Origin of the sequence: Leptolyngbya sp. NK1-12 (assembly GCF_032598965.1) — a bacterium.
In the GTDB taxonomy this organism is placed as follows: domain Bacteria; phylum Cyanobacteriota; class Cyanobacteriia; order Elainellales; family Elainellaceae; genus Elainella.
Genome location: NZ_CP053586.1, coordinates 3867663 through 3892552, shown reverse-complemented (window position 1 = coordinate 3892552; position 24890 = coordinate 3867663). Strand labels below are relative to the sequence as shown.

At 50.8% G+C, this 24890-nt stretch carries 24 protein-coding genes; 10 read left to right on the top strand and 14 right to left on the bottom strand.

Annotation, left to right across the window (positions count from 1 at the left end; all coding sequences use genetic code 11):
• The first annotated feature begins 187 nt into the window (after positions 1–187).
• Positions 188–454, top strand: coding sequence for a hypothetical protein (locus tag HJG54_RS16500; RefSeq protein ID WP_316430043.1), 267 nt, complete (start codon positions 188–190; stop codon positions 452–454).
• Here the strand turns inward: HJG54_RS16500 and HJG54_RS16495 are convergent.
• From HJG54_RS16495 to HJG54_RS16470, 6 genes are all read right to left on the bottom strand, one after another.
• A complete protein-coding gene (locus tag HJG54_RS16495; RefSeq protein WP_316430042.1) occupies positions 451–2139 on the bottom strand; it encodes a Ppx/GppA phosphatase family protein in 1689 nt (562 codons plus the stop codon). The genes HJG54_RS16500 and HJG54_RS16495 overlap by 4 nt on opposite strands.
• A 338-nt stretch (positions 2140–2477) precedes the next feature.
• Positions 2478–2999 (bottom strand): hypothetical protein, encoded by a 522-nt coding sequence (locus HJG54_RS16490; protein ID WP_316430040.1) that lies wholly within the window; start codon positions 2997–2999, stop codon positions 2478–2480.
• 14 nt (positions 3000–3013) lie between these two features.
• Positions 3014–3271 carry a hypothetical protein gene (locus HJG54_RS16485; RefSeq protein WP_316430039.1) on the bottom strand — a complete coding sequence of 86 codons (258 nt, stop codon included), beginning with the start codon at positions 3269–3271 and terminating at the stop codon, positions 3014–3016.
• Positions 3272–3497: 226 nt separating this feature from the next.
• On the bottom strand, positions 3498–3689 hold the full coding sequence (locus HJG54_RS16480) for a hypothetical protein (RefSeq protein WP_035996814.1): 192 nt from the start codon (positions 3687–3689) through the stop codon (positions 3498–3500).
• Between the two features lie 265 nt (positions 3690–3954).
• Entirely contained in the window at positions 3955–4380 is a 426-nt protein-coding gene (locus HJG54_RS16475; RefSeq protein ID WP_316430038.1) for a tetratricopeptide repeat protein, read from the bottom strand.
• Between the two features lie 165 nt (positions 4381–4545).
• On the bottom strand, positions 4546–4902 hold the full coding sequence (locus tag HJG54_RS16470; RefSeq protein WP_035996820.1) for a HesB/IscA family protein: 357 nt from the start codon (positions 4900–4902) through the stop codon (positions 4546–4548).
• Positions 4903–5113: 211 nt separating this feature from the next.
• Here HJG54_RS16470 and HJG54_RS16465 point away from each other — a divergent pair, with 211 nt between their 5' ends.
• Positions 5114–6757, top strand: coding sequence for a DUF6930 domain-containing protein (locus HJG54_RS16465; protein WP_316430036.1), 1644 nt, complete (start codon positions 5114–5116; stop codon positions 6755–6757).
• Between the two features lie 91 nt (positions 6758–6848).
• Positions 6849–7277 carry a photosystem I reaction center subunit II PsaD gene (locus HJG54_RS16460; protein WP_035996822.1) on the top strand — a complete coding sequence of 143 codons (429 nt, stop codon included), beginning with the start codon at positions 6849–6851 and terminating at the stop codon, positions 7275–7277.
• A 219-nt stretch (positions 7278–7496) separates the two neighbouring features.
• Here the strand turns inward: HJG54_RS16460 and HJG54_RS16455 are convergent, their stop codons facing one another.
• Together HJG54_RS16455 and HJG54_RS16450 are read right to left on the bottom strand one after the other, a co-directional pair.
• The gene (locus tag HJG54_RS16455) at positions 7497–8387 is read right to left on the bottom strand and encodes a DMT family transporter (RefSeq protein WP_316430035.1); all 891 of its coding nucleotides are present in this window, start codon (positions 8385–8387) and stop codon (positions 7497–7499) included.
• Complete coding sequence (locus HJG54_RS16450) at positions 8378–8581, bottom strand: hypothetical protein (protein ID WP_316430032.1); 204 nt, start codon at positions 8579–8581, stop codon at positions 8378–8380. The genes HJG54_RS16455 and HJG54_RS16450 overlap by 10 nt, the downstream gene beginning before the upstream one ends.
• 290 nt (positions 8582–8871) lie before the next feature.
• Between HJG54_RS16450 and HJG54_RS16445 the strand changes: the two genes are divergently transcribed.
• On the top strand, positions 8872–9459 hold the full coding sequence (locus HJG54_RS16445) for a Uma2 family endonuclease (protein WP_316430031.1): 588 nt from the start codon (positions 8872–8874) through the stop codon (positions 9457–9459).
• Here the strand turns inward: HJG54_RS16445 and HJG54_RS16440 are convergent.
• From HJG54_RS16440 to HJG54_RS16430, 3 genes are read right to left on the bottom strand one after another with little or no spacing between them, the layout of a single operon-like run.
• Positions 9456–10985 (bottom strand): NAD(P)/FAD-dependent oxidoreductase, encoded by a 1530-nt coding sequence (locus HJG54_RS16440; RefSeq protein WP_316430029.1) that lies wholly within the window; start codon positions 10983–10985, stop codon positions 9456–9458. The two genes, HJG54_RS16445 and HJG54_RS16440, sit on opposite strands and share 4 nt — an antisense overlap.
• 1 nt (position 10986) lies before the next feature.
• On the bottom strand, positions 10987–11619 hold the full coding sequence (locus tag HJG54_RS16435; RefSeq protein WP_316430028.1) for a rhomboid family intramembrane serine protease: 633 nt from the start codon (positions 11617–11619) through the stop codon (positions 10987–10989).
• A gap of 19 nt (positions 11620–11638) precedes the next feature.
• Complete coding sequence (locus HJG54_RS16430) at positions 11639–13549, bottom strand: serine/threonine-protein kinase (protein ID WP_316430026.1); 1911 nt, start codon at positions 13547–13549, stop codon at positions 11639–11641.
• A gap of 1163 nt (positions 13550–14712) precedes the next feature.
• Here HJG54_RS16430 and HJG54_RS16425 point away from each other — a divergent pair.
• Both HJG54_RS16425 and HJG54_RS16420 read left to right on the top strand, forming a co-directional pair.
• On the top strand, positions 14713–15768 hold the full coding sequence (locus HJG54_RS16425) for an ABC transporter substrate-binding protein (protein WP_316430025.1): 1056 nt from the start codon (positions 14713–14715) through the stop codon (positions 15766–15768).
• Between the two features lie 42 nt (positions 15769–15810).
• Positions 15811–16686, top strand: coding sequence for an ABC transporter permease (locus HJG54_RS16420; RefSeq protein WP_316430024.1), 876 nt, complete (start codon positions 15811–15813; stop codon positions 16684–16686).
• A gap of 270 nt (positions 16687–16956) precedes the next feature.
• Here the strand turns inward: HJG54_RS16420 and HJG54_RS16415 are convergent, their stop codons facing one another.
• Positions 16957–17346 carry a hypothetical protein gene (locus HJG54_RS16415; RefSeq protein WP_211628131.1) on the bottom strand — a complete coding sequence of 130 codons (390 nt, stop codon included), beginning with the start codon at positions 17344–17346 and terminating at the stop codon, positions 16957–16959.
• Between the two features lie 333 nt (positions 17347–17679).
• Here HJG54_RS16415 and HJG54_RS16410 point away from each other — a divergent pair, with 333 nt between their 5' ends.
• The 3 genes from HJG54_RS16410 to HJG54_RS16400 all read left to right on the top strand — a co-directional run bounded on the left by HJG54_RS16410 (position 17680) and on the right by HJG54_RS16400 (position 21736).
• Positions 17680–18516, top strand: a complete 837-nt coding sequence (locus HJG54_RS16410) for an ABC transporter permease (RefSeq protein ID WP_316430021.1) — start codon at positions 17680–17682, stop codon at positions 18514–18516.
• 50 nt (positions 18517–18566) lie between these two features.
• Positions 18567–19676 carry an ABC transporter ATP-binding protein gene (locus HJG54_RS16405; RefSeq protein WP_316430019.1) on the top strand — a complete coding sequence of 370 codons (1110 nt, stop codon included), beginning with the start codon at positions 18567–18569 and terminating at the stop codon, positions 19674–19676.
• Between the two features lie 197 nt (positions 19677–19873).
• Positions 19874–21736 carry a calcium-binding protein gene (locus HJG54_RS16400; protein WP_316430017.1) on the top strand — a complete coding sequence of 621 codons (1863 nt, stop codon included), beginning with the start codon at positions 19874–19876 and terminating at the stop codon, positions 21734–21736.
• Positions 21737–21785: 49 nt separating this feature from the next.
• Here the strand turns inward: HJG54_RS16400 and HJG54_RS16395 are convergent, their stop codons facing one another.
• Positions 21786–22160: a VOC family protein gene (locus HJG54_RS16395; protein ID WP_316430016.1), complete on the bottom strand. Its 375-nt coding sequence runs from the start codon at positions 22158–22160 to the stop codon at positions 21786–21788.
• Between the two features lie 125 nt (positions 22161–22285).
• Between HJG54_RS16395 and HJG54_RS16390 the strand changes: the two genes are divergently transcribed.
• Positions 22286–22879 carry a peroxiredoxin family protein gene (locus HJG54_RS16390; RefSeq protein ID WP_316430014.1) on the top strand — a complete coding sequence of 198 codons (594 nt, stop codon included), beginning with the start codon at positions 22286–22288 and terminating at the stop codon, positions 22877–22879.
• Positions 22880–22938: 59 nt separating this feature from the next.
• Here the strand turns inward: HJG54_RS16390 and pyk are convergent, their stop codons facing one another.
• Positions 22939–24723 carry a pyruvate kinase gene (pyk, locus tag HJG54_RS16385; RefSeq protein WP_316430012.1) on the bottom strand — a complete coding sequence of 595 codons (1785 nt, stop codon included), beginning with the start codon at positions 24721–24723 and terminating at the stop codon, positions 22939–22941.
• Positions 24724–24890 lie beyond the last annotated feature (167 nt).

Genomic DNA, 24890 nt, shown 5'->3' with positions numbered 1-24890 from the left:
TGATCTAAATTAAACCCCTCTCAAGCGGCTTCCAATTTTGGCCTGTTTTTATTTTAGGGCCTATGTCCTCTCTGAACACGACTTGCAGATTCTGATCGGAAAGGTCAAGCTATCCCAGGATTGGTGAAAGACCTATCTAAAGACCTATCTGAAGACCTATCTGTAGTAATAGAGTAGAATGTCTCAGATGACTACTTCAACAAGTCGAAACGGTCTAACTTCAGTCATCTTGAGCACCGAGTTGGTAAATGCCTTGGGTACTTTGAGTGTACAAGCCAGTGGATTTGACAAGACCCGTATTCAAAATGGGATTGCGAGTTTTGCCATTACTGGTGGTGCAGTCGATCTCGATAGGATTAAAGTTGAAATTATTCATAGTGGTGGCTTGACTCTCAGAGCAGGCAATACAGAGGTCAATCTCACCGATCTTGTGATTACCAACTTAAACTTTTAGCGTTTGACGGGTACACCTTCTAGTACGGGGACTAGCTTTAAACCATAGATTTCTTCAAAGCAGGATCTCTTCAGGTTCAGACTCCACAGCTCTAGCTCGCAGTCGTCTTCTGGGTCAACTGCTGTGACATGCAGCCGGATCTCTTGAGGCAGATATTCGCAGCGCACTTGCTGAATCGCGCCGATCTGTCGCCGATCCAGTGCCACTGCTAACCGCAGCAACGGGCTGAGTTGTTCGACTACCCGGCGGTGCTTTTTACTGCCGATGCTGCGAAAACTGTCGTGCTTCTTCTTCGGTCCACTTTTACGGTGATAGCGAGCTAGATTTGCTATTGTTTCAATTTCTACATCTGTGTAACCGAGCAGTTCACCATAGCGAATCAGATAATAGGAATGCTTGTGATGCTCAGAATGGCTAACAAAATGTCCGCAATTGTGTAAAACAGCGCTGGCCCAAAGTAATTCTCGCTCTGCATCACTCCAGTGATGCAGCCGCCCTCGCAATTGATCAAACAGATCGAGAGCAAAATCAGCGACTCGCCTGCCGTGTTCCAAATTGACATGGTATTTGTGAGCCACCTTAAACACACTGCGCTGCCGCACCGATCCCTGAAATCGCAGTCGATCCTCGATCAGCCCGTGGGTCAGCATCCAGTCCACAACAATGCCTTCCCGCAGTGCGCGTTCGCAGATCGTAATCTCCTCTAAGCCCAGTAAGGTCATCGCCTCTTGCAAAATCACCGCCCCTGCCACAATAATTTCCGAGCGGCGATCTGACATGCCTGGAATGGCGGCTCGTTCGCTGTAGTTGAGTTTGCGCAGACGGTTAGTAATCTCTCGCAAGTCTTTGAGACTGAACTGATAGCCATTCAGCGGCGACGGAATCAACCCCAACTTTTCGCGGGCATGAATGGCGGCCAGGGTTTCAATTGTGCCAGAAGTACCCACCAAGCGAGGTTGTTCGCCAGGTTGTACCTGAGCGCTCAATTCCTCCACTGAACGCTCTAGCATACCCCGCACATAGGCTTGCAGGTAATTGAATTCGCTGTTGCTGATTGGATCCGTATGCACTAGCTCTGCTGTCAGCCGCACTGCGCCAATTTTGGTACTGCTGAGGGTGCGGGGTTCGTGACCGTCTCCTAAGATCAGCTCAGTTGAACCGCCGCCAATGTCGATAATCACATGGGGCTGGTTGTTAAACTCCATGCCCGACAGCACACCCAAGTAGATGCGCCGCGCCTCTTCCTGCCCCGAAATTAGGTCAATGATTAAGCCCAGTTCCTTTTCCACCTCATGCAGAAACGTCTGACCATTGGGCGCTTCCCGCACCGCACTGGTGGCCGTGGCAACAATTTCTTCCGCATTGAGGGTCTTAGCAATTTCCTGACAGCGGCGTAAAGCAACAATTGCTCGCTCCATGGCTTCTGGAGTCAGCCGTCCTGTTTGCGGTTCCCGGTCCCCCAACCGCACTGTGGCTTTTTCGCGAGCAATGATGGTAAAAGCTGGAATAACCGGTTCAACCTTGACGACCGCCATGTGGATCGAGTTGGTGCCTACGTCAATTGCGGCTAAAATTCGGTCCTGTTTTGGAGTAGGCAGTGGGGCGAGTCGCGATTCCTCGCTTTTAAACAGTAGATCAATCATGCTCGATGCAGGAGAAAAACAAAGAACTGGAGATGCTCGCATTTATGTCTCCACTCCCACACTGAAAATGGAGCAATGGATAAACAAATGTCGCCTGCTTCAACCCCATAGCCGGGCTTGAATTAAAATTCAACGGCTGTCAGGTATTGGAATTGAACTGGGAACAGAACAGACTGGGAACAGAACAGACTGGGAACAGAACAGGCAGTTCAGGAACTTCTAAACAATTGCTTAAATTTTATCGCGACAAAGCAACATCCCAACCGCTGCCTGCAAAATGTGACATTCGGTGAAGGAATGCTGGGCGAACTTGGTGGATGCTAAGTAAAGGGATGCTAAGTAAAGGCAATCAGGTTAAAGCAATCGAACTCTTTGTCCGGTTAGTTGAGGTAAACCTGCCCTCCCTGATCGATGTAAACTGAAGTCCGATCGGTAGCAAAGTCGGGTGTTTCTCGCACTCGCATCACTAACGTGCCTCTGGGCGAATTGGGATGCAGCGTCACCTGTAGAAAGCCATTGTCAGCCCGGCGAAATGTAAATGTGGTTGGTACGCTTAGCCGTTCCAGCGTCATTTCCGAGCGGCCCGGCAGGGTGCGAAACTGCGTGTCTCCAATCACCTGATAGTCAATCGGCGAGCCAGTTTCGTTAATAAATCGGATGTTGACGCGGTTATTAACCGGCGTTACAGAGGTATAGGGGATTTGTACCCCAGTGAAGCCCGTGTTTGGATCAGACTGAGCAATGGTAGGCGCAGGAGCCGAGGTGGCAGCAGGTAAGGCCCAGCTTAGATTGTTGCCCAGACAACCTACCAACGTCACCCCACCCAGACCCAACAGCCAAGATCTACGGAACCCACGCAATAGTTGCAGCTTACGAACGTTAGACAAAGGGAGAAAAGTCATAAATGTTTGAATTGTCAAGAATTATTGAGTTTATTAGAACCAAAACGCCGATTCAGCCAGCCCAGAATGCCGCTCAACAGCGCCCCCGCCATCAAAATTCCGATTGCAGGAGTAAAAACAGGCTCCCATAATTGATACCAAAGATCCAGCCCTAAAGGTAAATTGAACGCATGACCAATCAGGGCAATGGCTAACCAGAAAAAGCTAAATAGAACTAGAAAAATGTTGGCTACAAGCGCGAGATTCAGCCACTCTAGCAATTTGTCTTTCATAGATTTTCAATTTCTAAAACGTATTAACTTGGATAGGTAGTAAATTCAGAGATCATGGAGTAGCGTGACTGGCAATTCAGCCCCCTGAAACAACGTTGTGCCGCATTATTTTGTTCAGGAATAGTTTAGCAAAATCAGCAATCAAAAAAATATGGCTGTATCTCGCAGGGGAGACAGCCACATTTGTAGAAGCAGTATTCGAAACTCTAAATCGAGTCAATTCGGATTAGCTTTCGATCAGTTCCTCCGAGACTTCCTCTAAGTTGTCTGGATCTACGTAGTGGCATGTGGCGTCATCAACACAAATCAGTGCCCAACCGGACTGATCAACACCCATAAACTTATATAAACCTTGCTCAATAAAAAAGCCTTTGTGATTCCGGGTCTCTGGCTTCACTTCGACGTTATTACCATTCATAGTTCCCAGCTCCTTGATCTTAAAAGAAGTTGATTTGAGTCATCAGAATGACTAATCTCGAACTTCACCAAATCTTATCATTAGATTTTCGATTCTTTTGTTAATAATCTTAAGCAATGATTAAGGCATCTATATATATTCGGAATTCCCGTTATGATTAAGCTTCTTTAAACAAAAAAAGCCAGCCTAAAAATCTGAGGCTGGACAGCTTGATTTAGCGTGCTTTAAGTTTAAGATTTATAATTTTTGCTCAGAGAAAACTGGGTCAGCTTTCAAAAAGCCAGCTTTTGACCCGCTGCAGACTCTTCCAATCAGGCTTTTTGCTTAATCCATCTTCAAAATTCTGCTCAACTTCCTGACGCAGCTCTGGAACCGCCATCACTAACTGACCGGCTACTTCTACATGCTGTCTGACGCCTTTTTGAGCGGTTTCTAGCATTGCCATTGCCAAATTAATCCGAGCCTGCGGATCTTGCGGGTTGAGCTTCACCGCTCTCTGTGCCGCTTTGTAAGCCTGGGATGGCTTGTTGTCCAACAGATAAAGCCAAGCCAAACAAGTCCAGGCAGAGCTACTCTTTGGCGTCCGGTCACAGACTTCTTTGAATAGGGGAATTAGGGATGCTGGATCCTCGCCCGCCCGATAGCGTTCAAGCCCTTGATCAAATAATGCTTCAACTGTCGTCTCTGTCATGTGCCGTCTCTAATTCAATTGCCCAGTGGTCTAGCATAGCAAACTTGGCATCTGCTAAAGCCGATAACCTACCAAACCAAATTTGCTAAAACAGCGGGCAGACTGAACTGACCCGCCGTCAAAAAATCTCAAACTAGTTGAACCAATTGCCCAACCACCTTCTGCTCAGGCCGAGAAGGACTTACCGCAGCCGCAAGTTTGGTCAGCGTTAGGATTTGTAAACTGGAAGCCACCGCCAATCAGGGCGTTGCTGTAGTCCAACACTAGACCATACAGGTACAGCATACTCTTGGGGTCGCAGACGACCTTAAAACCCTCGTAGTCAAATACCTCATCTGTGGCCCGAATGTTGCTGATGTCCTCAAAATCCATCGTGTAGGACATGCCAGAACAACCGCCCTGGCGGACACCCACCCGCAAACACAGGTCCTTTCCCTGCTGATTGCGCAGAGCCATGACATGCCGCAGGGCTGTCTCGGTCATCATGATTCCCCGTTGTTGAGACTGAGCTGTTTGTGTCATTGGTTGATAAAACTCCCTTGCGTTGTCAAACCAAAATTGTTGCCAAACCAAAATTCAGGTCAAATCAGAGTTGAATCTGTACCTATTACAGAGTGCATCAAAGTCAAATCTGTCTACACTCGGTACACTAATCTTTAATCTGATGGTAACGGATTCCGCAAATTCTCTGCAAAAGGAAGCTGCTGCCAACCCACTTTTAGGTTTTCCTCGTATGACTGCTTTTAATCGTTCTACCCGTCGTCGTCTGCAACAGCTCCGCCAAGTGCCAAGCGTTTGGGAGGGCGATCGCCGCAAGCTTTCACCGCGTTTGATGCCGGGTTCTGACGCGGATGCGCCCCGCCAGGGCGACTGTGTGCTCTGGGTAGATGGCACTGAGGGGTTGGTACGAGCCATGGATGTCGTGTCGTCGGACGCGGGGCCAGAAGCAGTTGTGCGTACCTTATTGCAGGCGATGGAATATCCCCAAAGTTCGGTGATGCCTGCCCGTCCCCAGAAGATTGTAGTGCGAGACCGGGAATTGCAGTTCTTTTTGCGGGGTGTGTTGCAAGAGCTGAACATTGTAGTTGATTATGCTCCAGAACTACCGCTAATTGACGAGATTTTTGCTGGTATCCAGGGCATAGCTGCTGACAGTCCACCTGAGTTGCCGCCAGCCTATGCCCAGCCGATTTTAGAGGCCGCTCGCCAGATTTGGGATAGCGAACCCTGGACCCAACTCGATGAGGAAAAAATTATCGCGGTTGAACTCAATTATGGCGATGTAGAAACCCTCTATGTCTCGATCTTGGGGATGCTGGGCATGGAGTATGGGATTTTGATGTACCGCTCCCTAGAGTCGCTGAAAAAGTTCCGCCAGCAGGTGCTCACGGCTGATGACACGCCCCAAGTTCTAGAAGAGGCATTTTTAGAGCAAGATTGTTTGTTCGTCACCTTCGAGTCGTTAGAGGATGCGGAAGCTGATGCCCTTGATGACGATGAAACCTTGACCGCCCTATTTGCTGAAACCGGAGTTTGGCCCAGCTTTGGCAATTTACACCCGCTAGAAGGGATGCGTCCGCTGCTCCACGACGAAGAGGCGCGCGTGCTTTTGGTGGCGCTTCAAGCCTTACAGCGCTTTTTCCAGCAGCACCTAACCAAGATGGACGAAGACAATTTTCCGGCTGTCAGCAGTCGCTATCGTCTGCCTGACCCAGATCAGCCTAGCCGCAAGCTCAGTGTCAAGGTATCTACCCTGCCGGATGTGGCCGAAGAACTCTACGAAATGTCGATGGAGGCGGAACTCGGTGAAGACGGATTCGGCATCGCCAATATCCCGGTATTGCGCCATGATTTAATTCCCGATGACGCTTTCTACAGCCTGGGAGCCATGCCGTGGGAAACGCTCGATATGCTGCGGGCTGTTGTTCAAATCCATCAAGAAGCAGAAGCCAACTGTGCCAGAACCGCTGACGGATTTCCCGTAATCCTGATTCAAACCTCGCGCCCCAAAGCCAAGGCCCTGATCGAAGCGCTGCAAGCTGCCGGCGGACTGAAAGGGATCTGCTTTAATCCGGGCGAAGATCCGCTCGGTGATGAACAGTATGACCTGGGCATTTTGCAAACCAACAACGGTGAGCTGCATCTGTTTGGCGAATTCTACGAGCAGGATCCAGTGCACATCCAAGCCCGTAAAAAGTGGGACCAGCGCTGCAAAAAAACTAAGGGACACTGCGGTCTGGTGATTGCCAAGGGCTTGAAGGGTTCGTCGCGTGGCAATCCTCAACTCACAGACATGATGGCGCTGTACGAAACGCGGGCTATTTCTGAGCAGGAACTGGGGCTAGGATCGCTCCAACTGATGCCCTATTTGGAATAGCGAATAAAGAACTGTTACAGTTCCTCAATAAAATTGAGCTTGGGCGCAATCTCGATGATAGGATTCCTGAAAAACGTTCAGAGAACGATTCATGGCAGAAACTCTTACTGGACAAACCCCCATTTTCGGCGGCAGCACAGGCGGGCTGCTGAGTAAAGCAGACGAAGAAGAAAAATACGCAATCACCTGGACCAGTTCTAAGGAACAGGTGTTTGAAATGCCTACCGGCGGAGCTGCTGTGATGCGGCAAGGTGAAAACCTGCTGTATTTGGCTCGCAAAGAGCAATGTATCGCTCTAGGGGCGCAGCTTCGCAGTAAGTTCAAGCCCAAGATCGAGGACTACAAAATCTACCGAGTCTTTCCTAGCGGTGAGATTCAGTACCTTCATCCTGCGGATGGCGTCTTCCCTGAGAAGGTGAATGAAGGCCGCGCAGCGGTGAATAGTGTGCCTCGCAGCATTGGGCAAAATCCCCAGCCTGCTACCGTTAAATTCACTGGCAAAAACACCTACGATCCCTAATTCCCTTGAGTTAGGTCAATCGTTTTTCAACTTCAGTTTCAACTTCAGATAGTTCATTGAATTCATTTTAGATAGGTCAATGATGGGGCAATTGCAGCCCCATTTTTTGTAATTATCTGCCATTGATTGTTTGAATTATGATCATCAGTGTTCATCAATCATCAACTTAGAGTTCTCCGAGATGATTAGATGAGTTGGTAAATGTTCCGGTTGGATCGATTAACCGGCAAACAGCAGCCAGACGCCAGCTAAGGCGATCAGTGCTCCCAAAATGGCGCGAAAACTGACGCGCTCGCCGGTGAGCATGGCAATCGGAATGATGAACAGCGGACTCGTAGCGATTAGGGCTTGGGCAATCCCAGTTTCGGTGAATTTGAGAGCTGTTTGTTGCAGCCAGATGCCCAAATAGGTACCTGCAAAAGCTGCCGCTGTGATTACCGTTAGAAATCGTCCCGAACGTAGTGGCTGGAGGGCTTGCCAGGATGGGTGTCTGCCCAACCAAAGTAACAGCACCGTCACCGCCGCCGCCAATCGAATCAAACTGCTCCAGAGTGGACTCACTGCCGTTTCTGCCAAAGCTGCTCGTGACAGCACCGCCCCGCTCGATTGAGCCAACGCCGCCAGCAGACCCAAAATCACGCCGCGCTTGAGATTGAGAACGGCTGTTTGTTCTGGAGTACGCTCTACAATCACCCAAGCTACTCCCACCACCGTCAGCAAAATCCCCAGCCACGCGGTCAAGCCGAGCTGCTCATCTAGAAATACAAACGCTAAGCAGGCCGACAAGGGTGGTGCAATTGCCTCTAACAGTAATGCCCGTCGCGCTCCTAGATTGGTCAAGGCGGCAAAAAAGACCGAATCACCGAAGCCAATGCCCACGGCACCACTAAGAAACAGCAGCATAAAGCTATTCCATTCCAATTGGGGTGAGGCATCGCGTCGCAGCACCAGTGTCAGCAAGATCATCCCAACCGCTAGGCTGCTTTTGGTCAGGTTCAGCCACAGGGGCGACATCTGTTTGCCTAGTCTGGCATACATGAAAGAGGCCAGTGCCCACAGCAATGCCGCACTTAGGGCCGCTAGCTCACCGCGAAAGTCGGTTAACAGCATTCGTTGCCGTCCAGATTACGCTGCATTTCGACACCAATGGTATGAGCACTAGGGTCCGTACTTTGCAGCAAGGCATGGGCTACATGCTTCTGATCTGCATGACTGCGATTTTGGCTCAGCTTGTATTTGCCCTCTCCAACTAATTTGTCGAGTTTGTCGAGATCGCCTTCTCGAAATGCTGTGGGAATATACATGCGGTTTCAGTGGCAACTAGCTAATGCTACCTTACGGTTAAGCTCGACTAATATCAGTTCTTAGTTTTGAGTTTTGAGTTTTGAGTTTTGGTGGCGTAGCCTTTGCATGGCATGCAGTTTTGAGTTTTGAGTTTTGAGTTACGGGACCTGCACAATCCAGTCTGTTGAGCTTGGTGATCTGTAGCTCAATCAAAGGGAATGGGATAAGTAGTGTGTCAGACTAGATGGCAGCGATGAGATGACGGTAATGCTACAGCAACCCCGGTTGCTTGAATCGGCAGGTGAACTCTATGAATCTTCAAGCTCCAAATCGATCTAGGCATCACGGCGATGAACAGCTCGTCACCTTACATGGCGTGAACTGGGAGCAGTTTAAGGCAATCGAAGCCAACCTGGAAGGGGTGCGGGCAGTGCGACTGTCTTATTTACAGGGAGTGTTGGAGATTATGTCTCCGATTGGGGATCAGCACGAAGCGATCAAGAGTACGATTGGCGTGTTGCTAGAAGCCTACATGCGGCACAAAAACATGCGGCATTATCGTCGGGGAGGTTTCACCCTAGAAGCACCTGGCTACGCCTCTGGAACTCCAGATGAATCCTATTCGATTGGGACTCGTCGGCGGTTCCCTGATTTGGTGATCGAGGTGATTGTCACTAGCGGCACGATCGATCGCAAAGAACTCTACCGTCCCTTGCAAATTCCTGAAGTCTGGTTTTGGTGGAAACAACAACTGCGAGTGTTTCAGCTCAACCAGGATCAATATAGCGAAGTAACGCGCAGCCAGTTTTTTCCGGACTTAGATTTGGCCCTGCTGTTGAAGTATGTGGATTATCCTGACCAGTACGATGCGGTTCAAGCTGTTTTAGCAGAGCTTTAGCGATTGGCAATAGACTTGGCCACTAGCGCGGCTGTTTCTGTGGGATCAACCAGGGTATTGGCACAGAGAATCCCCGAAGCGGCCACGGCGGGTACTCCAATCCCTGGCATTGTACTGTCCCCAACGCGATAGAGTCCGGCAATCGGCGTGTGGCAGCTTGGAAACATCGCGGTTCCGGCGGCAATGGCAGGGCCATAGGTACCTCGACAGCGCCGTAAATAGTAGGCGTGGGTAAGGGGAGTGCCGATTAACTCTAGAGTGATGCGCTGACGCAGGTCGGGAATCACTTTTTCCAGCGCCCGAAACAGCGGCTCGGCTTTCTGGCGTTTGCGAGTCTCGTAGTCAGCATCGCGCTGCCAACCAGCGTAGGGTTCGAGCGTATAGGCATGAACGACATGGTGCCCCACAGGCGCTAGATTGGCGTCCCACACCGATGGAATCGAAATCATACAGGTGTTGCCCGGTGCGGTGATATCCTGTGCGTCGTGAACCACCACATGATGGCCGGTTAATCCCTCTAATCCATCAGCTCGGATGCCGAGATGCAGATGCATAAAGCTGTCTACAGGCGGCGTTTCTAGGGCAGCTTGGCGATAGCCGGACGGCAAATCCTCGGGTTGCAGCAGTTGGGCATAGGTGTTCCAGATCGTGGCATTGGAGATGATAATCGGTGCTCGCAGTTCCTCTCCCCGCTTCAGCCGCACGCCAATGGCCTTACCCTGTTCGACTAAAATCTGTTCGACATGGGCATTCAGCCGCAGATGTCCGCCCCATTTCTCCAGTCCTCGCACTAGCGCCTGCACAATTGCTCCACTGCCGCCAATCGGATAATCAATGACTGAGTTAGAACGCTCGCCCAGCATAAACGCCACCTCTGGCGCAACCGTGCCGTCAGCCTTCAAGCCTGACAGCAAAAAGCATTCCAAATCGATCAACCGCCGCACCCAAGGGTCTTCTACCCAGCGATCCATCACCTCGCCCACCGACGCCTGAATATTGCCCAATTGCGGCATCAGCTTCAGCGTAGGCCAAGCATAGCGACTCAGCAGCACCCAAACCAACTGCCAATCGGCCCGTAGTGCCAGGGTGGGAATTTCACGCAGTCCCTGATAAAGCTGTAGCAATTCCTGCTCGAAGGATTCGTACTCGGCGGCTCCCGTAGGCGTGACTTGGGCAATCGTCTGACGATAGCGGTTGGCATTGCCATAAATCGGCACCGTGCCTTCAGGAAAATGGTAGTGTCCCAATGGATCGTAAGCCAAGGCTTCTAGCGATTCTTCAATCGCATCCAACACCTGTCGCAGCGGATTCAGAGATTTGGGATCGCTCAGCCCAGCATAGAAGGAAGGCCCGGAATCGAAATGAAATCCTTGTCGCACAAAACTGTGAGCCGCTCCACCCGGAATGGCATGACTTTCGCAAACGATAACCCGGCGTCCGTAGCGAGCCAGCAGCGCTCCGGCAGTTAATCCCCCAATGCCGCTGCCAATCACTACTACATCTGCATCCTGCATATTCCAAGTCACGCTAAAACATCAATGCCTTAATCGTAGGCAAATAACGAGCCGCCAGAATCCCGCCCAAAAAACCAAATAGGTGAGCTTCCCAAGAAATCCCGATCGGTTTGGGAAAAATGCCAGGAAGCAGATGCCAGTAAAACGCGCCCACCGTGAGGGAAAGAATCAGCGATAGCGGATCCTCGTCAAAGAAGCTGACAAATAGCAGAAACCCTAGGTAGCCAAAGATGATTCCGCTGGCTCCCAGGTGCACCATTTGTACAGCATACAGGTGATCTGAGGAGAGGCGGTAGGCTTGCGCACGGCCAAACAGCCACACCCCAATCCCGCTCGTCAGCAGCGCAACTAGTGTCACCGCCCAAAAATCCGCTTCGCCTTTCAACAGCAGTAGCCAGCCCAGCGCCACAAAGCCGAGTGAATTGCCCATCAAATGGGCCACATCACCGTGCAGCAGTGGGCTAAAGAAAATGCCCAGCAGGCCAATTGCGGTGCGGGGACGAATTCCGAACCAATTCAGTATCCTGCCCGGCAGCAGCCAGTTAAAGGCATTGATGCTCCAGGTAATCAGCAAAGTTTCGTACAGGATAGCAAACCGGGACTGCCACTCTGATGGGTTGAATCCCAGGGCCAGGATACCGCTCATGCCTGCTCCTTGCTAGCCCCTATTTACTTGCTCTATCTTTAGCTTGCTGGCGTAGTTCGAGCGCTTGGGGATCGCTTGGTGCGAGCTGGAGTGCTTTGTTAACCGCCGCTAGGGCTTCGTCATACCGCTGCAGGTTATAGAGTGCCTCTGCTTTGGTGAGCCAAGCCTCAGCCGAGTTGCGTTCTAACTGGATTCCCTGATCGAGAGCAATCAACGCTTCTGCTGATCGCCCCAATTTTTGCAGAGCCACGCCCCGTTTCACCCAACCCAAGGCAAACTCCGGCTTGGCTTCGGTCACCTCTTCATAGAGCTTCAGCGCCTCATAGGACCGATTTTGCAACAGCTTTGCGTTGCCTTGGCTCCATTTTGCTTCGGCATAGGTTGGGTCGTAGGCCAGCGCATCATTGCAAAAGACGATTGCCTCTTCTGGACGCTCCAGCAGATTTAGAGCCTCACACCGTCCGGCATAGGCCGGAGCATAGTTGGATTGCAGCTTGATGGCCTGATCAAAAATGGCAATGGCTTTGTCGTACTGTTTTTCTTGCAGCAACCGATTGGCTTGTTCGACCAGCGCGCTGGCTGCTTGTTGCGGATCGTCGGGCAGAGGAGAGTTCTGACCGGTCGCATCTTGTCTAGAGGACGATGAATGCTGGCCCAAAAACGGATTGCCCAACTGGGGTAACAGACTTTGCGCTAGAGCTAACGTGAGGCCAAGGCCAAGCAACCCAACCAGCGCCCAAGGCTGAACCAACCGCTGAGTGATTCCAGACAATGCTGGTCTGCGAGCAGTTGCAGAATTGGCTCCAGAAAAATGGGGACGGCCTACCGCCTGGGTCAAGCCCGTTCCAGATGCCTGCATCGCTTGCAGCGTTGATTCGTTGGGTAACCAGATTGCGGTTGAAATCGGTTCTTCTGGCAGGGCGGCATTCCTACCGTTGCTAAATTCAAAATTGGATTTTGACCATTGCCCACTAAAATCCGTGGCTGTTTCGATCTGGGGCGTAGTTGCTACTTGATTCGCGGTTTCAGCCCCACTCATCCCTGCTTTAGCCGATTGAGGCGGTTCGTATTCGGTTTGGTCTTCTGCAATCGCCGCAGGTAGGCTTTCGAGCGCTGCCAACGCTTCGGCGGCATCTACATATCGCTCCCGAAAGTCGTAGCGAATCATTTGATCGATCACCTCGATCAGTTCAGGGCTGACGTGATTGACATGGTCATGCCAAGCAATTTCACCGTTGCTGTCTTCACCTAAACATCTTGGATGCAACCCTGTCAGCATCTGCACAGTCAGAATTCCCACCGCATAGACATCGCTGCAGAACTTGGGTCGGCCCGCTAGCTGTTCGTTGGGCATGTAGCCCTGAGTGCCGATTGAAATGGTCAGGTTGGTCAGTCCCGTATCGGGATCAGCACTAGGTGCGCTCACCTGTTTGACGGCCCCAAAATCGATTAGAACAACCTTGTGATCATGGCGGCGGCGGATTAGGTTCGAAGGTTTGAGGTCTCGGTGGATCACCTGCTGCTGATGCACAAAGGTCAGCACTTGCAGAATATCTTTGGTGAGAGTAACAGCTCGGCCCTGGGACCAGGGTTTGCCATCCACTAATTCCCGAGTCAGGGGTTCTCCCTCAATAAACTGTTGAGCTAAATAAAATTCTTGACCTTCTTCAAAGTGAGCTAACAGCCGTGGAATTTGGTCATGATTACCCAGACGATAGAGGACCTGTGCCTCCAGATTGAAGCAACGTCGCGCCATTTGCAGCGTATCGTCATTTTTGCTCTGCGGCCTCAGGTGTTTAATCACACAGCGTGGATGGCCCGGTAAATGCAAATCCTCCGCTAGGAATGTACGACCAAATCCACCAACTCCTAGCTGGCTGACAAGCTTGTATCGTCCACCCAAAGGCTTATCTTGGGTTATCCGGGGCATTGTGCGGCTCATATTAAACAGAGGTCAGAAGGTCAGTCATAATTCAGTCCTGATGGCAGTTTGAGTCGCGCTGGCTTAAGGCTGGCCTAAGACAATATATCCATTGTTAACAGGGACTGTCTTTATTGTCTCGAAATTGTCTCGACTGCAGCCTAAGACTGGTGTTCACAAGGCAAATACACTACTCGTAAATACACAGACTGTAGACACACGAACTGTAGATACACAGATGGCTTTCAAAGCGATTTTATAAATATACAAGTAGATACGATCTATAGCTGGATCTGGTTTTTCAACTGTAGATGCAGCTATGGTTCAGATTCTATACCAGAAGTCAAAACACCCTTTATTTTAGAAGCTTACCAGTATTGCTGAGGGGGGAAAGCTTTGCTTTTTATACTCAATCCTAATCTTATCCTCGTTTTCTGGTTTTCACAGAGCTAGTGGCAAGGAATAATTTTGGTTGATTAAGCCCCCTTCCATACGCTTCCTGCGAGTTAAGCCGCTGCTGAATTCAAGCTCGTCCTAATTCAGGTCTGGTACATTACCTTCCCGGTGCTTTTGCCTGACTTCCGGGAAAATTACTAGCTCTGAATAGCCAGTAATGCCAGTAATGCACTAGGAATCAGAAATAATTCGTCACGAAACGAAGGAAGCTTCAGAAATCGTTTATCAAAGCACGCTCGTTTCTCTCACTTTACCTAGCTACTGGTTTTGATTGACCTCACGCATTTAACTCCCTAATTAATGGTACAGGTAGCAGCCCCAAGGGTAATCCGTAGAAACCAACTCAGAGCAAGTATTGAAATCTGCATCAATATCTTTCTGTGATACCAAATTTGCTTTTGTCGTCAAGTATGCCAGGTCACAGTAGGGTTACAGAATTAGAAAAAATCGGAGCCGCGGCCCAATTTTTCGCCGTGTTACCCGTCAATCGTTCACTACTTCTGCCTGATCCTTACGGAAATCTATGATTCCGCTCTTGCTTCTAAACCCGAACGATAGACTGAATGAAAACAGACTAAATGGGCAGTTTTTGTGCTGCAAAACACCCTTCCAATTTGCGTGATTGTTGACGCTAATGACCTATGAATTTTCGATCTGATCTGCCAGTTAAAAATTCAATCAGAAATCCAATCAGAAATCCAATCAGACCGTTTGCTATGGGGCATCGTTTACTCGCTGCGTTGCTGATCGGTTGCTTCAGTTTGGCTGCGCTTTGGCTCCCTGCTCGACCTGCGGCAGCGGCAGGCTGCACACTCACGGCCATTGTTTGGGAGGGTTACACCGATCCCTCGTTTACCAAGACCTTTGAAGAACAAACTGGCTGTAAGGTAAAAGCTACCTATGCTGGCTCCAGTGATGAGATGTTTGCCAAGTTCCGGGCTGGCGGTGGACGCACCTACGACATTATCTCGGCCTCTGGTGACATCACTGAGCGACTCTACAAAGCTGGCTTAGTTCGTCCTATCGATACCGACAAACTGCAAAATTACAGTTCGGTATTTCAGTCGTTTCAGGGCGGCAAGTGGAACACCTTCGATGGCAAACCCTACGGAGTTACATTTGCCTGGGGACCGAATGTTTTGGTTTATAACACTAAAGCCGTCAAGTCCAAGCCGCAATCCTGGGATATTTTGTTTGACCCAGCCTACGCTGGCAAAATTTCCCTGCCCGATAACCCGATGACCATTGCCGATGTAGCCCTTTGGCTAGGTAAGAGTGATCCCTACGATCTGACGACTGCCGATCTGGCCGAGGTGAAACAAACGCTGCTGGAACTGCGCCCCAACATTCGCAAATTCTGGACCACGGCTGGAGAACTCGCCAACCTGTTTCAGTCGGGTGAAATTGTCTTGGCTCATGCTTGGCCGCTCACCTACACTCAGCTCAGTGAAGCCGGATTTCCGATCGATTCAGTTAGTCCCAAAGGTAAGCTGACTGGTTGGACCGATTCCTGGATGATTTCTAAAAACTCGCGCAATCCCGAAGTAGCCTATCAGTGGATTGACTATATCCTCAGCGGTGCCGGCCAAAAGGGCGTAATTGAGGTAACGGGCTATTCGGGAGCGACAACCCTGGGAGCCGAGGCTGTGGGCGAAGCGCGAGCCCATGAACTATTCATGGATGATCTGTCGCTGCATTCTCAGATCAATATGTGGCAGAGCGTCAAGAATTATGATCAATGGGTGCAGCTCTGGAACGAAATTCGCAGTTAGGTTCGGCTGAGCATCCTGGCATCCTTTCTCTTCTTCCTCGGTATGAGTGTCACCGAATTAGCGCAGCGTCGTCGTGCTCCGGCTCCAGTGGGGCTATATGCAACTCTCCTGCCGCCCTTGCTATGGATGACGCTGCTTTATTTTGTGCCGCTGACGCTGCTGATGTCCTACAGTGTTTGGCGCTTGGAAGCGTTCGATATCGTCAAGGAGTTCAGCCTGACGAACTTCAAAACCATTTTTACCAATAGTGCCTACCGCACGGTCATAGGCCGCACTGTGTTAACCGCCTTGGGTGTGACACTGATTGATATTTTGATTGCGGTTCCGCTGGGCTATTTTATTGGCCGCTATAGTGGCCGCTATCGTTCCCTGCTGACTCTGCTGGTGATTTTGCCGCTGTGGTCTAGCTACTTAGTGCGGGTGTTCGCTTGGAAAATCATTTTGGGTTATAACGGGGTGCTTAATAATGCTCTAATTCTGCTTGGCATCCTGTCAGAACCCAGTCAAATCTTCCTCTACAATCAGTTCTCGACCACGCTGACGTTTGTGCATATCTGGTTGCCGTTCATGATTTTGCCAGTAAGTACTGCCTTTGAACGGTTACCGCACAATTTGCTGGAGGCGTCTGCCGATCTGAATGCTCGCCCTTGGACGACATTTCGCCGCATTGTCTTGCCTTTGGTCACTCCAGGCATCCTGGCGGGATCCATTAGCGTATTCTCGTTGACTATGGGAGATTTTATTACGCCCAGTCTGGTAGGCAGCCCAAACGGCATCATGCTCGGTAATGTGATTTCCTCCCAATTCGGAGTGTCCTACAATTGGCCGCTGGGTGCTGCCTTCGCCCTGATCGTAATGCTAATTGTCTTTTCGGGCTTAGCTCTAGTGCTGCAACGTGGTGGCCTCGATAGTCTTTGAGTTCAGTGTTTGAGTTACCCAATCCAAATCAAGTGCAGAACGGGAGACCTCTTCTACCACAGTCTTCTACCACAGCTTGCTGGCTCTGTAGAGTCAAAAAATGATGTAGGGTCAAAAAATAAAAAAGGGAGTGTCAACACGACCCACTCCCACACCACATTTAATTCACTCCTAGAGCATTGCTCTTTGATTGGCTGTCTGAGCAGCTCACGATCGACTAGAGACCAGTCATTCAATTAAACCAAAACTGGAGACCTTAGTAGGTCAGCATTAGCTTTCAGTTTCAGTGTACTCGGGAAAATAAGTCGGCCAGTTTTCGCGATCGGATTCGGGAACCGTATAGCGAATTGGGTTACCACAAGCGGGGGTGTTCTGGTTAAACCGGCAAACCCAGTTGCCCTTCCCCAACTCCTGATCAACTCTAGGAGGCTCTGTGCAAACCGGGCCAGGGTTGTTCTTGCAAGCCCAGCCGCCCTCTTCAGCCGTGCCAATTTCCCGTGGAGGATTCTCGCACTGAGGGTCCAGACTGTTCCGGCAGGCAAATGTGCCAGGTTCACGTTCGTAGTAGATTGCTTCTGCCTTGGGAGCAAAGGCAATTGGCGCGAGCAGAATACCAACTCCGGCAATGCTCGCTGACAAAGGCAATAGTTTTTTAATCATTGCTTTGGGTGTCAGGGATACCATGATCTATATAGTGGACTAAATTAGCTACATGATTAGCTACATGAAGCTAGTCAAAATCTAACGTCAGATAGCGTGGTCTGTAATGGTGGTTTTACTTAAATTCCTTAAGGTGAGTGTATTTTTTTAACTTAGCGAATACCTGATCTACGTAGATTACTCAATCTATGACCTTGATTTCACTGACTTTTCAGTAAAACAGTGTCAGGGTTTTCCACAGTTGACCTAGATTATTTTGATGCTTCTAGTTCTAGCTTGCCTGTAGCTTAAATAAAAAATCCTGCTAACAACAGAATACCCATAGTGGATTCTATGACCAATGAAGTAAACAGCCGAGTCAATCCTACTCACGTCAACTCTCCAGTCTCACCTCGGAAACCTGCTCAACCCTGGCCATTGGCAGTTTGGGCCGTGGCTGTCTATGCTTTTCTCTATTTGCCCATTGTTGTCCTGATCGTGATCAGCTTCAATGACTCGGCAATTTTGTCGCTGCCCTTCAAAGGAGTGACTTTTGCCTGGTACAGGCGTGCCTTCGAAGATACAGCCATTCGCCAAGCGTTGCTCAACTCCCTCAAAGTTGCCGCTGCTGCCACCCTCCTAGCTACTGTCCTGGGCCTCTCTGCCGCCTTCGCCATTTATCGCTACCGGTTCTTTGGCAGAAACTCCTTCCGTATTGCCCTCAACCTGCCGATTCTGCTGCCAGGTATTGTCACAGGTGTGGCGATGTTAGCCTACTTTTCCGATTTAGGCTGGGAGTTATCGCTGCTGACGGTGATCATTGGTCATGCTGTGTTTGGCATCCCCGTCGCCCTCGGCCCCATTCTGACTCGCCTCGGTCAGTTTCCTCGCAGTTTAGAAGAAGCTGCCTACGATCTGGGCGCAAAACCAGCTCAGGTATTTCGAGATGTGATTTTTCCCTATATTCGCAGCGCCGTCATCTCAGGTGCACTGTTGGCATTTACCCTCTCCTTTGATGAAGTAGTGGTCACGATCTTTCTGACCGGGCGAGACAACACGCTGCCAATCGAGATTTGGGGCCGATTGCGTACCAACATTACGCCAGAAATTGCTGCTGTTGCTACGCTGATATCAGTCGCCTCTGGAGCAATTGTGCTATTCAGTCAATGGGTGACTGGGAAGGAACCTTAGGTCTATCCAAACCGACAGCCACGAGAATGTCACGATAGTAGAACACAACCATGAAAGACAGTCTTGTCTATCTTGATCGCGTCAGTAAAATCTACGCTACATCCAAAGGAGAATTCCATGCTGTGCGGGAAGTGACCATCGATGTGCAGCCTGGAGAGTTCTACTCTTTGCTAGGCTCCAGTGGTTCTGGTAAGACAACAACACTGCGCTTGATTGGCGGGTTTGAAATTCCTGAGTACGGTCAAGTTTACATCAACGGAGAAGACGTTACGGCGCTACCCCCTTATCGTCGCAATGTACACACTGTGTTTCAAAACTATGCGCTGTTTCCTCATCTGACCGTGGCACAAAATATTGCCTATCCATTGAGTATTGCTAAAATCCCTCAGGCTGAAATTGGGCCACGTGTGGCAGAAACGCTGCGCATGTTTCGGATCGAAGGGTTGGGAGATCGGCGCCCGGCCCAGCTCTCTGGGGGACAGCAACAGCGAGTCGCCCTTGCACGGGCCTTGATTAATCGCCCCAAAGTGCTGCTGCTCGATGAACCGCTCTCGGCTTTGGATGCCAAAATCCGGGAAGAAGTGCGGCAAGAGCTGCGGGAACTCCAGCGCCAGACTAATCTCACCTTTATTTATGTCACCCACGATCAAGAAGAAGCGCTTGCCCTCAGCGACCGGGTCGCGGTAATGCACAACGGTCAAGTAGAACAGGTCGGCACACCCAGACAAATTTACGATCGCCCCGCTTCGCTGTTTGTGGCCCAGTTTATCGGTAAGGCAAATTTTCTCACGGGCAAGGTCATCGAATTATCTGACTCTTTGCAAGTTGAAGTCGCAGGCACCGTAATCAAAGCCGTCGCGCCCAGCTACAAACCAACCCTTGGCGAAACCGTTACCTTAATGATTCGTCCAGAACAGTTGCAACTAAGCGCTAATGTTGGAAATGCCGCCAATCATGGTGAAAACGCCAATCAAATCCCTGGCAAAATCACCCATGTCACTTACATTGGCCAACTTTTACAGATCCAACTCGAAACGCCAATCGGCGCTTTTACAGTTACCCAGTTAAGTGGAACTGAGCCATCTGGAGAAGTTGTTCTCAATTGGCAGGCTCAAGACTGCATCATGATTTCACCAACCAAAGCCCAAACTGTTCTGTAGCGCTTAAGCATCCCAATCTCCGGTGACATAAATCGCACATACGCCTTGAGAAAATTTACAGTTCCTTGACTCCTGCAATCACGAAACAGGCGAGCGCTTCACAATAACCTTTTCCGGTAGAGATAGCATGAGATCAGCCGATTGACGGCAACAGGGCGCACACCAATAGGAGTAAGGTGTTGTGAAGGATAAGCGACGTGGCAATTTTTCAAGGAACCAATGCAAATGATGTTCTGATTGGCGGAGCAGAAGACGACGTTCTGTATGGCTATCGAGGACAGGACTCTCTCAGCGGAGGTGCGGGAATTGACAAGCTGTTTGGGGGAGAAGGTGTAGACACGCTGAATGGTGATAGTGGCAATGATGAATTATTTGGTGAAGCCGGAGATGATGTTCTAAACGGTGGAACTGATAACGATAAAGCACTAGGCAGTGAAGGAAATGATACCATTAACGGTGATGCTGGTGATGACGAACTGCTGGGTGAAGCCGGTAACGATAACCTTAGTGGTGGATTAGGCAACGATATTCTTTATGCCAGCACCGGCGAAGATTTGCTTAACGGCAATGCAGGCGATGATCAGCTCTATGGCGAAGCCAACAATGACGTGCTGTTTGGGGGAGCGGATAACGATACTCTCTACGGCGGCGACGATCAGGACCAGCTCAACGGCAATGACGGTGGAGATATTCTCTACGGTGAACGTGGAGATGATATCCTGTCCGGTGATACCGGAGCCGATCAGCTATTAGGCGGAGAAAACAACGACATCCTCTCAGGCGGAGCCGATGACGACCGCTTGTTCGGTGAAGGGGGTGACGACACGCTGAATGGTGATGCCGGGCAGGATCAGCTCTCTGGTGGTGATGGGCAAGATAGCCTATTCGGCGGTGAGGATGACGATCGCTTATTTGGCGAAGCCGGCAATGACACGCTCAATGGCGGTACGGGCACCGATCTCCTCAACGGTGCAGAAGGAGATGACGCTCTAAACGGCGATGATGGTAACGACACGCTCGATGGTGGACTGGGCAGCGATCGCCTTGCTGGTGGTGCGGGTGAAGATAAACTCTTCGGCAGCGAAGGGGATGACAGTCTTCAGGGCGGTGAAGGGAATGACGAGCTGCAAGGTGAGACCGGCAACGACACGCTCGCAGGTGAAGCTGATAATGACAAGCTGTTTGGCAATGACGGCAACGATGCGCTGAACGGCGACGCAGGCAGCGATGAACTTTACGGAGCCGCTGGAAATGACCAGCTCAATGGCGGCGCAGGAGACGATCGCCTGTTTGCCGGAACCGAGCAAGATACCCTCGAAGGCGGCGAGGGCAATGACCAGCTCTACGGTGAAACTGGCGACGATCAGCTATCGGGCGGGTCTGGTACCGATCAGCTTTTCGCCAGCGAAGGCAACGATACCCTCAACGGTGGTGCAGGTACCGATCAGCTTTACGGTGAGGCCGGGATCGACAAACTGCTGGGTGGGGCAGAGAACGATGTCATATTTGCTGGCGGCGAAACTGACAGCCTCGATGGCGAAGACGGCAACGACCAGCTTTACGGTGAAGCCGGAGAAGATACCCTGTTGGGGCGGTCTGGTAACGATCGATTAGATGGAGGAGACGGCAACGATGGCTTATTGGGAGGCGCAGGGAATGATCGGATGGTTGGCAGTCTTGGGCAAGATACGCTTACGGGCGGAACCGGCAACGATCGCTTCATCTACAACACCGGCGCAAAGTTCAGCCGCACCGCAATTGGAGTTGACACCATCCGAGACTTTACCCATGGCAAAGACAAAATCGTCCTCGACCGAACCACATTTACCGCTCTCAAATCAATCAATCAGCGCCGCTTTGTTCGCACTGATCAGTTCGCCGTCGTTGAGCGCGACGGATTGGCTGCGGCTAGCAAGGCCCGAATTGTTTATAACGCCACAAATGGCAAACTCTTCTACAACGCCAACCGAGGCGGAGCCGGATTCGGCTCAGGCGGACACTTTGCCACCCTCGTCAGCCAACCTAATCTAGCTGCTACAGATTTTCTGATCGTGACGTGAAGCAGTAGTTCTGTGGAATGGTTGCGTGGTGTCGCAATAGGTTCGCTAGCTAGGTTTCTGGAGCCATTTCCGTTAGCTCAATCACATTACCGTCTGGGTCTTGCGTAAACAGGGCGGCTCGTCCGGAAGCGCTGAGTTGAAGCGGATAACCGTGCGCCGTGAGGTGGGCTTTGGCGGCTTCTAGGTTCTCGACGGCCAGCGCCAGATGGGGATTGCGCCCCCACTTTTCAGCATTTTGTAAGCTGGAGTCAAAGGCCGTATCCACAATTAAATGCACCTGTACCGCTCCTAGCTGATACCAGGCTCCGGGGTACTTGAGGGTGCGGTTGATTTTAGCCAATCCCAACACCTCACCATAGAAGCGCTCTGCCCGTTCCAGGTCACTGACTAAAACGGCAGTGTGCAGGTAATGGGTGATTTTCATGCTCATCGGCTCCCCCTGGTCTTTAATCTAAAGCTTTTGAACCTAAACCTACTCTATCGGGTTGCAGGCTGGTTCTGGCGATCGTCCTCATAATATAAACAGGCGATCTCCATTACTAGACTTCTATGCTGACCGCTACTTCACTTGACAGCCTATTGAATCGGCGCTTTGCCCAAAACTTTTTCCCGATTCCCGCCACAAATCAGTTTCCGCTCGGCACCGTAGCACCACCTTTTGAGCTGCTGAATGTGACCACCGGGCAGAAAATTCGTTTGGCGGATTATTTGAGTTCCCCTCTACCTCAAGCTCGCAATCAGGGAGTCTTGGTGGCCTTCACGCGGATTTTCAGCGAAAAGCACTACTGCCCACTTTGTTTCCCTCACATTATGGAACTAAATGCCGCCTACGAGCAGTTTGTGCAGCAGGGCATAGAAGTTTTAATGATTACCAGCACCGATCCACAGCAGAGCCGGATTGTACTGCAAGAGTTGGGCTTAAAAATGCCGCTGCTCAGCGATCCGGGTTGCCGCACCTTTCGCCGCTATCAGGTTGGTCAAGCGCTTGGTGCTCCTCTGCCGGCTCAGTTTCTCCTCGATTGTCAGGGCAGAATTCGATTTCGCCATTTGTTTTCGTTTATTGAACCCAACGCCAGCGTTGAGCGGCTGTTGACCTTTCTTGAAGCCAATTTCCAAGCCAAAGACGAGCTTTACCTGCGCTAGCCGGATCCAATCGCTCCAGCAAACCCAGCTTGAATCAAGCTCAGATCAACAAGCTCAGATCAAACTGCCAGCACCGCATCGGTTTGGATTGAGTTCATGCCAGAGTAAACCAACCCGCGCTGCATATCCAGCGTCAGAATTGTGCCATCCCGAATAATTTGGGTGGCCTCCTCTACGCCGACAATTACTGGCACACCGAGGCGTAACCCAATCACCGCTGCATGGCTGGTAATGCTGTCTTCTTCGGTGACAATGCCCGCCGCCTTGCGAATCACCTCCACAAAATCAGCGCTGGTCTTGGATACGACTAAAATTTCGCCCGGATTGAAATTTCCCAGCTCTGTAATGCTGTGGGCCACCCTAGCTCGTCCGCTGACTGAGCCTTGCCCGATGCCCGTTCCCTTACCCAGCACAGCCGTTACTAGCTCAACTTTAATCAGGTCTGTGGACCCGGCGACGCCCTGGAGAGTACCTGCTGTCGTTACAACCAGATCGCCTTGCCGCAGTAAACCTTTTTCTTGGGCCACATTGAGAGCCGCCTGAAAGGTTTGCCCGGTCGAAGGCAAATTCAGCACCAGCAGCGGACGCACTCCCCAGACCAACTGGAGTTGACGGGCCACATCCACATGGGGAGTAACGGCCAGGATTGGCTTGTTGGGACGAAACTTAGACACATTGCGAGCGGTGGCCCCTGTTTTAGTCAGCGGCATAATCGCAGCGGCCTGGAGCTGTTCGGCAATCTGCCCAACTGCTTGGCTAATTGCATTGGGAATCGAACGCCTCGGCATATCCTCAAAGGCCCGATTCGCTGGCTGTTCCCGTTCAATCCGTTCTGCAATCCGAGCCATTGTTTCCACCGCCTGGACTGGGTACTTGCCGACAGCCGTTTCATTGGAGAGCATCACCGCATCGGTGCCGTCTAAAATTGCGTTCGCTACATCGGAAATTTCGGCTCGGGTTGGGCGAGGATTGCTCACCATGCTATCGAGCATCTGAGTTGCTGTAATCACCGGAATACCCAGACGGTTGGCGGTTGCAATCAGGCGTTTTTGCAGAATTGGCACATCTTCTGCCGGTAGCTCCACGCCCAAATCGCCCCGTGCCACCATCACACCATCGCAGAGCGACAGGACTGCTTCCATCTGCTCAATTGCCTCGTGCTTCTCAATCTTAGCGATCACCGGCACACTCTTACCCGCGCTGGAAATCAATTCTTTAATCTCTAGAACGTCCTGAGGGTTACGGACAAAGCTCAACGCCACCCAATCCACGCCCTGATCCAGACCGAACATCAGGTCTTCCTTGTCTTTATCGGTCAGGGCACGAATCGACAGGTAGACGCCCGGAAAATTGACCCCTTTGTTGTTGGATAAAACGCCCCCGACCACCACGCGACAGTGTAATTCTCCTTTGTCCGGCTTGACATGCTCCACCTTCATCTCTACCCGACCATCATCCAGCAGAATGATTGCTCCTTCAGGCACTTCATCGGCCAGAGGTTCATACGTGACCGAGCTGATTTCTTGGGTTCCCGGCATCAAACGGCTTGTCAAAATAAACGGATCGCCCTTTTGCAGCGTAATAGCGCCATTCTCGAAGCGACCTAAGCGAATTTTCGGACCCTGTAAATCTTGCAAAATTCCAACCGGCTGATTCAGCTCAAACGAGACTTGGCGGATCAGCCGAATGTTGCGCTGGTGATCGTCATGCGTGCCGTGAGAAAAGTTGAGACGCAACGTCGTTGCCCCGGCTTCAATCAGCTCGCGCAAAACTTCCGGACTGCTGGTTGCAGGACCGATCGTTGCCACAATTTTAGTTCGACGTAGGGTGGGTTGTGATTGCATGATTGCTCTAACCGGGAAAAAGGAGCCAGTAGACTTACACTCGCTAGCCTGTGCGGCGGCAACAGGGATACTATCACGTTTAGCGAGTTCCTTAACCAAAATGTGTTGAAGATGCGACATTATTAGGATGAAGAGTTTTTGATTCTTTCGTAAAGCGTCGCATTCGT

What these genes read in the sequence shown, in the direction of transcription:
- HJG54_RS16435 (WP_316430028.1), bottom strand. Translation starts at nt 11,619, where the DNA reads ATGAGCGGTATCCTGGCCCTGGGATTCAACCCATCAGAGTGGCAGTCC.
- HJG54_RS16395 (WP_316430016.1), bottom strand. Translation starts at nt 22,160, where the DNA reads ATGAAAATCACCCATTACCTGCACACTGCCGTTTTAGTCAGTGACCTG.
- HJG54_RS16470 (WP_035996820.1), bottom strand. Translation starts at nt 4,902, where the DNA reads ATGACACAAACAGCTCAGTCTCAACAACGGGGAATCATGATGACCGAG.
- HJG54_RS16445 (WP_316430031.1), top strand. Translation starts at nt 8,872, where the DNA reads ATGAATCTTCAAGCTCCAAATCGATCTAGGCATCACGGCGATGAACAG.
- HJG54_RS16485 (WP_316430039.1), bottom strand. Translation starts at nt 3,271, where the DNA reads ATGAAAGACAAATTGCTAGAGTGGCTGAATCTCGCGCTTGTAGCCAAC.
- HJG54_RS16460 (WP_035996822.1), top strand. Translation starts at nt 6,849, where the DNA reads ATGGCAGAAACTCTTACTGGACAAACCCCCATTTTCGGCGGCAGCACA.
- HJG54_RS16495 (WP_316430042.1), bottom strand. Translation starts at nt 2,139, where the DNA reads ATGCGAGCATCTCCAGTTCTTTGTTTTTCTCCTGCATCGAGCATGATT.
- HJG54_RS16475 (WP_316430038.1), bottom strand. Translation starts at nt 4,380, where the DNA reads ATGACAGAGACGACAGTTGAAGCATTATTTGATCAAGGGCTTGAACGC.
- HJG54_RS16490 (WP_316430040.1), bottom strand. Translation starts at nt 2,999, where the DNA reads ATGACTTTTCTCCCTTTGTCTAACGTTCGTAAGCTGCAACTATTGCGT.
- HJG54_RS16420 (WP_316430024.1), top strand. Translation starts at nt 15,811, where the DNA reads ATGAGTGTCACCGAATTAGCGCAGCGTCGTCGTGCTCCGGCTCCAGTG.
- HJG54_RS16415 (WP_211628131.1), bottom strand. Translation starts at nt 17,346, where the DNA reads ATGATTAAAAAACTATTGCCTTTGTCAGCGAGCATTGCCGGAGTTGGT.
- pyk (WP_316430012.1), bottom strand. Translation starts at nt 24,723, where the DNA reads ATGCAATCACAACCCACCCTACGTCGAACTAAAATTGTGGCAACGATC.
- HJG54_RS16405 (WP_316430019.1), top strand. Translation starts at nt 18,567, where the DNA reads ATGAAAGACAGTCTTGTCTATCTTGATCGCGTCAGTAAAATCTACGCT.
- HJG54_RS16450 (WP_316430032.1), bottom strand. Translation starts at nt 8,581, where the DNA reads ATGTATATTCCCACAGCATTTCGAGAAGGCGATCTCGACAAACTCGAC.
- HJG54_RS16430 (WP_316430026.1), bottom strand. Translation starts at nt 13,549, where the DNA reads ATGCCCCGGATAACCCAAGATAAGCCTTTGGGTGGACGATACAAGCTT.
- HJG54_RS16425 (WP_316430025.1), top strand. Translation starts at nt 14,713, where the DNA reads ATGGGGCATCGTTTACTCGCTGCGTTGCTGATCGGTTGCTTCAGTTTG.
- HJG54_RS16390 (WP_316430014.1), top strand. Translation starts at nt 22,286, where the DNA reads ATGCTGACCGCTACTTCACTTGACAGCCTATTGAATCGGCGCTTTGCC.
- HJG54_RS16480 (WP_035996814.1), bottom strand. Translation starts at nt 3,689, where the DNA reads ATGAATGGTAATAACGTCGAAGTGAAGCCAGAGACCCGGAATCACAAA.
- HJG54_RS16500 (WP_316430043.1), top strand. Translation starts at nt 188, where the DNA reads ATGACTACTTCAACAAGTCGAAACGGTCTAACTTCAGTCATCTTGAGC.
- HJG54_RS16410 (WP_316430021.1), top strand. Translation starts at nt 17,680, where the DNA reads ATGACCAATGAAGTAAACAGCCGAGTCAATCCTACTCACGTCAACTCT.
- HJG54_RS16465 (WP_316430036.1), top strand. Translation starts at nt 5,114, where the DNA reads ATGACTGCTTTTAATCGTTCTACCCGTCGTCGTCTGCAACAGCTCCGC.
- HJG54_RS16455 (WP_316430035.1), bottom strand. Translation starts at nt 8,387, where the DNA reads ATGCTGTTAACCGACTTTCGCGGTGAGCTAGCGGCCCTAAGTGCGGCA.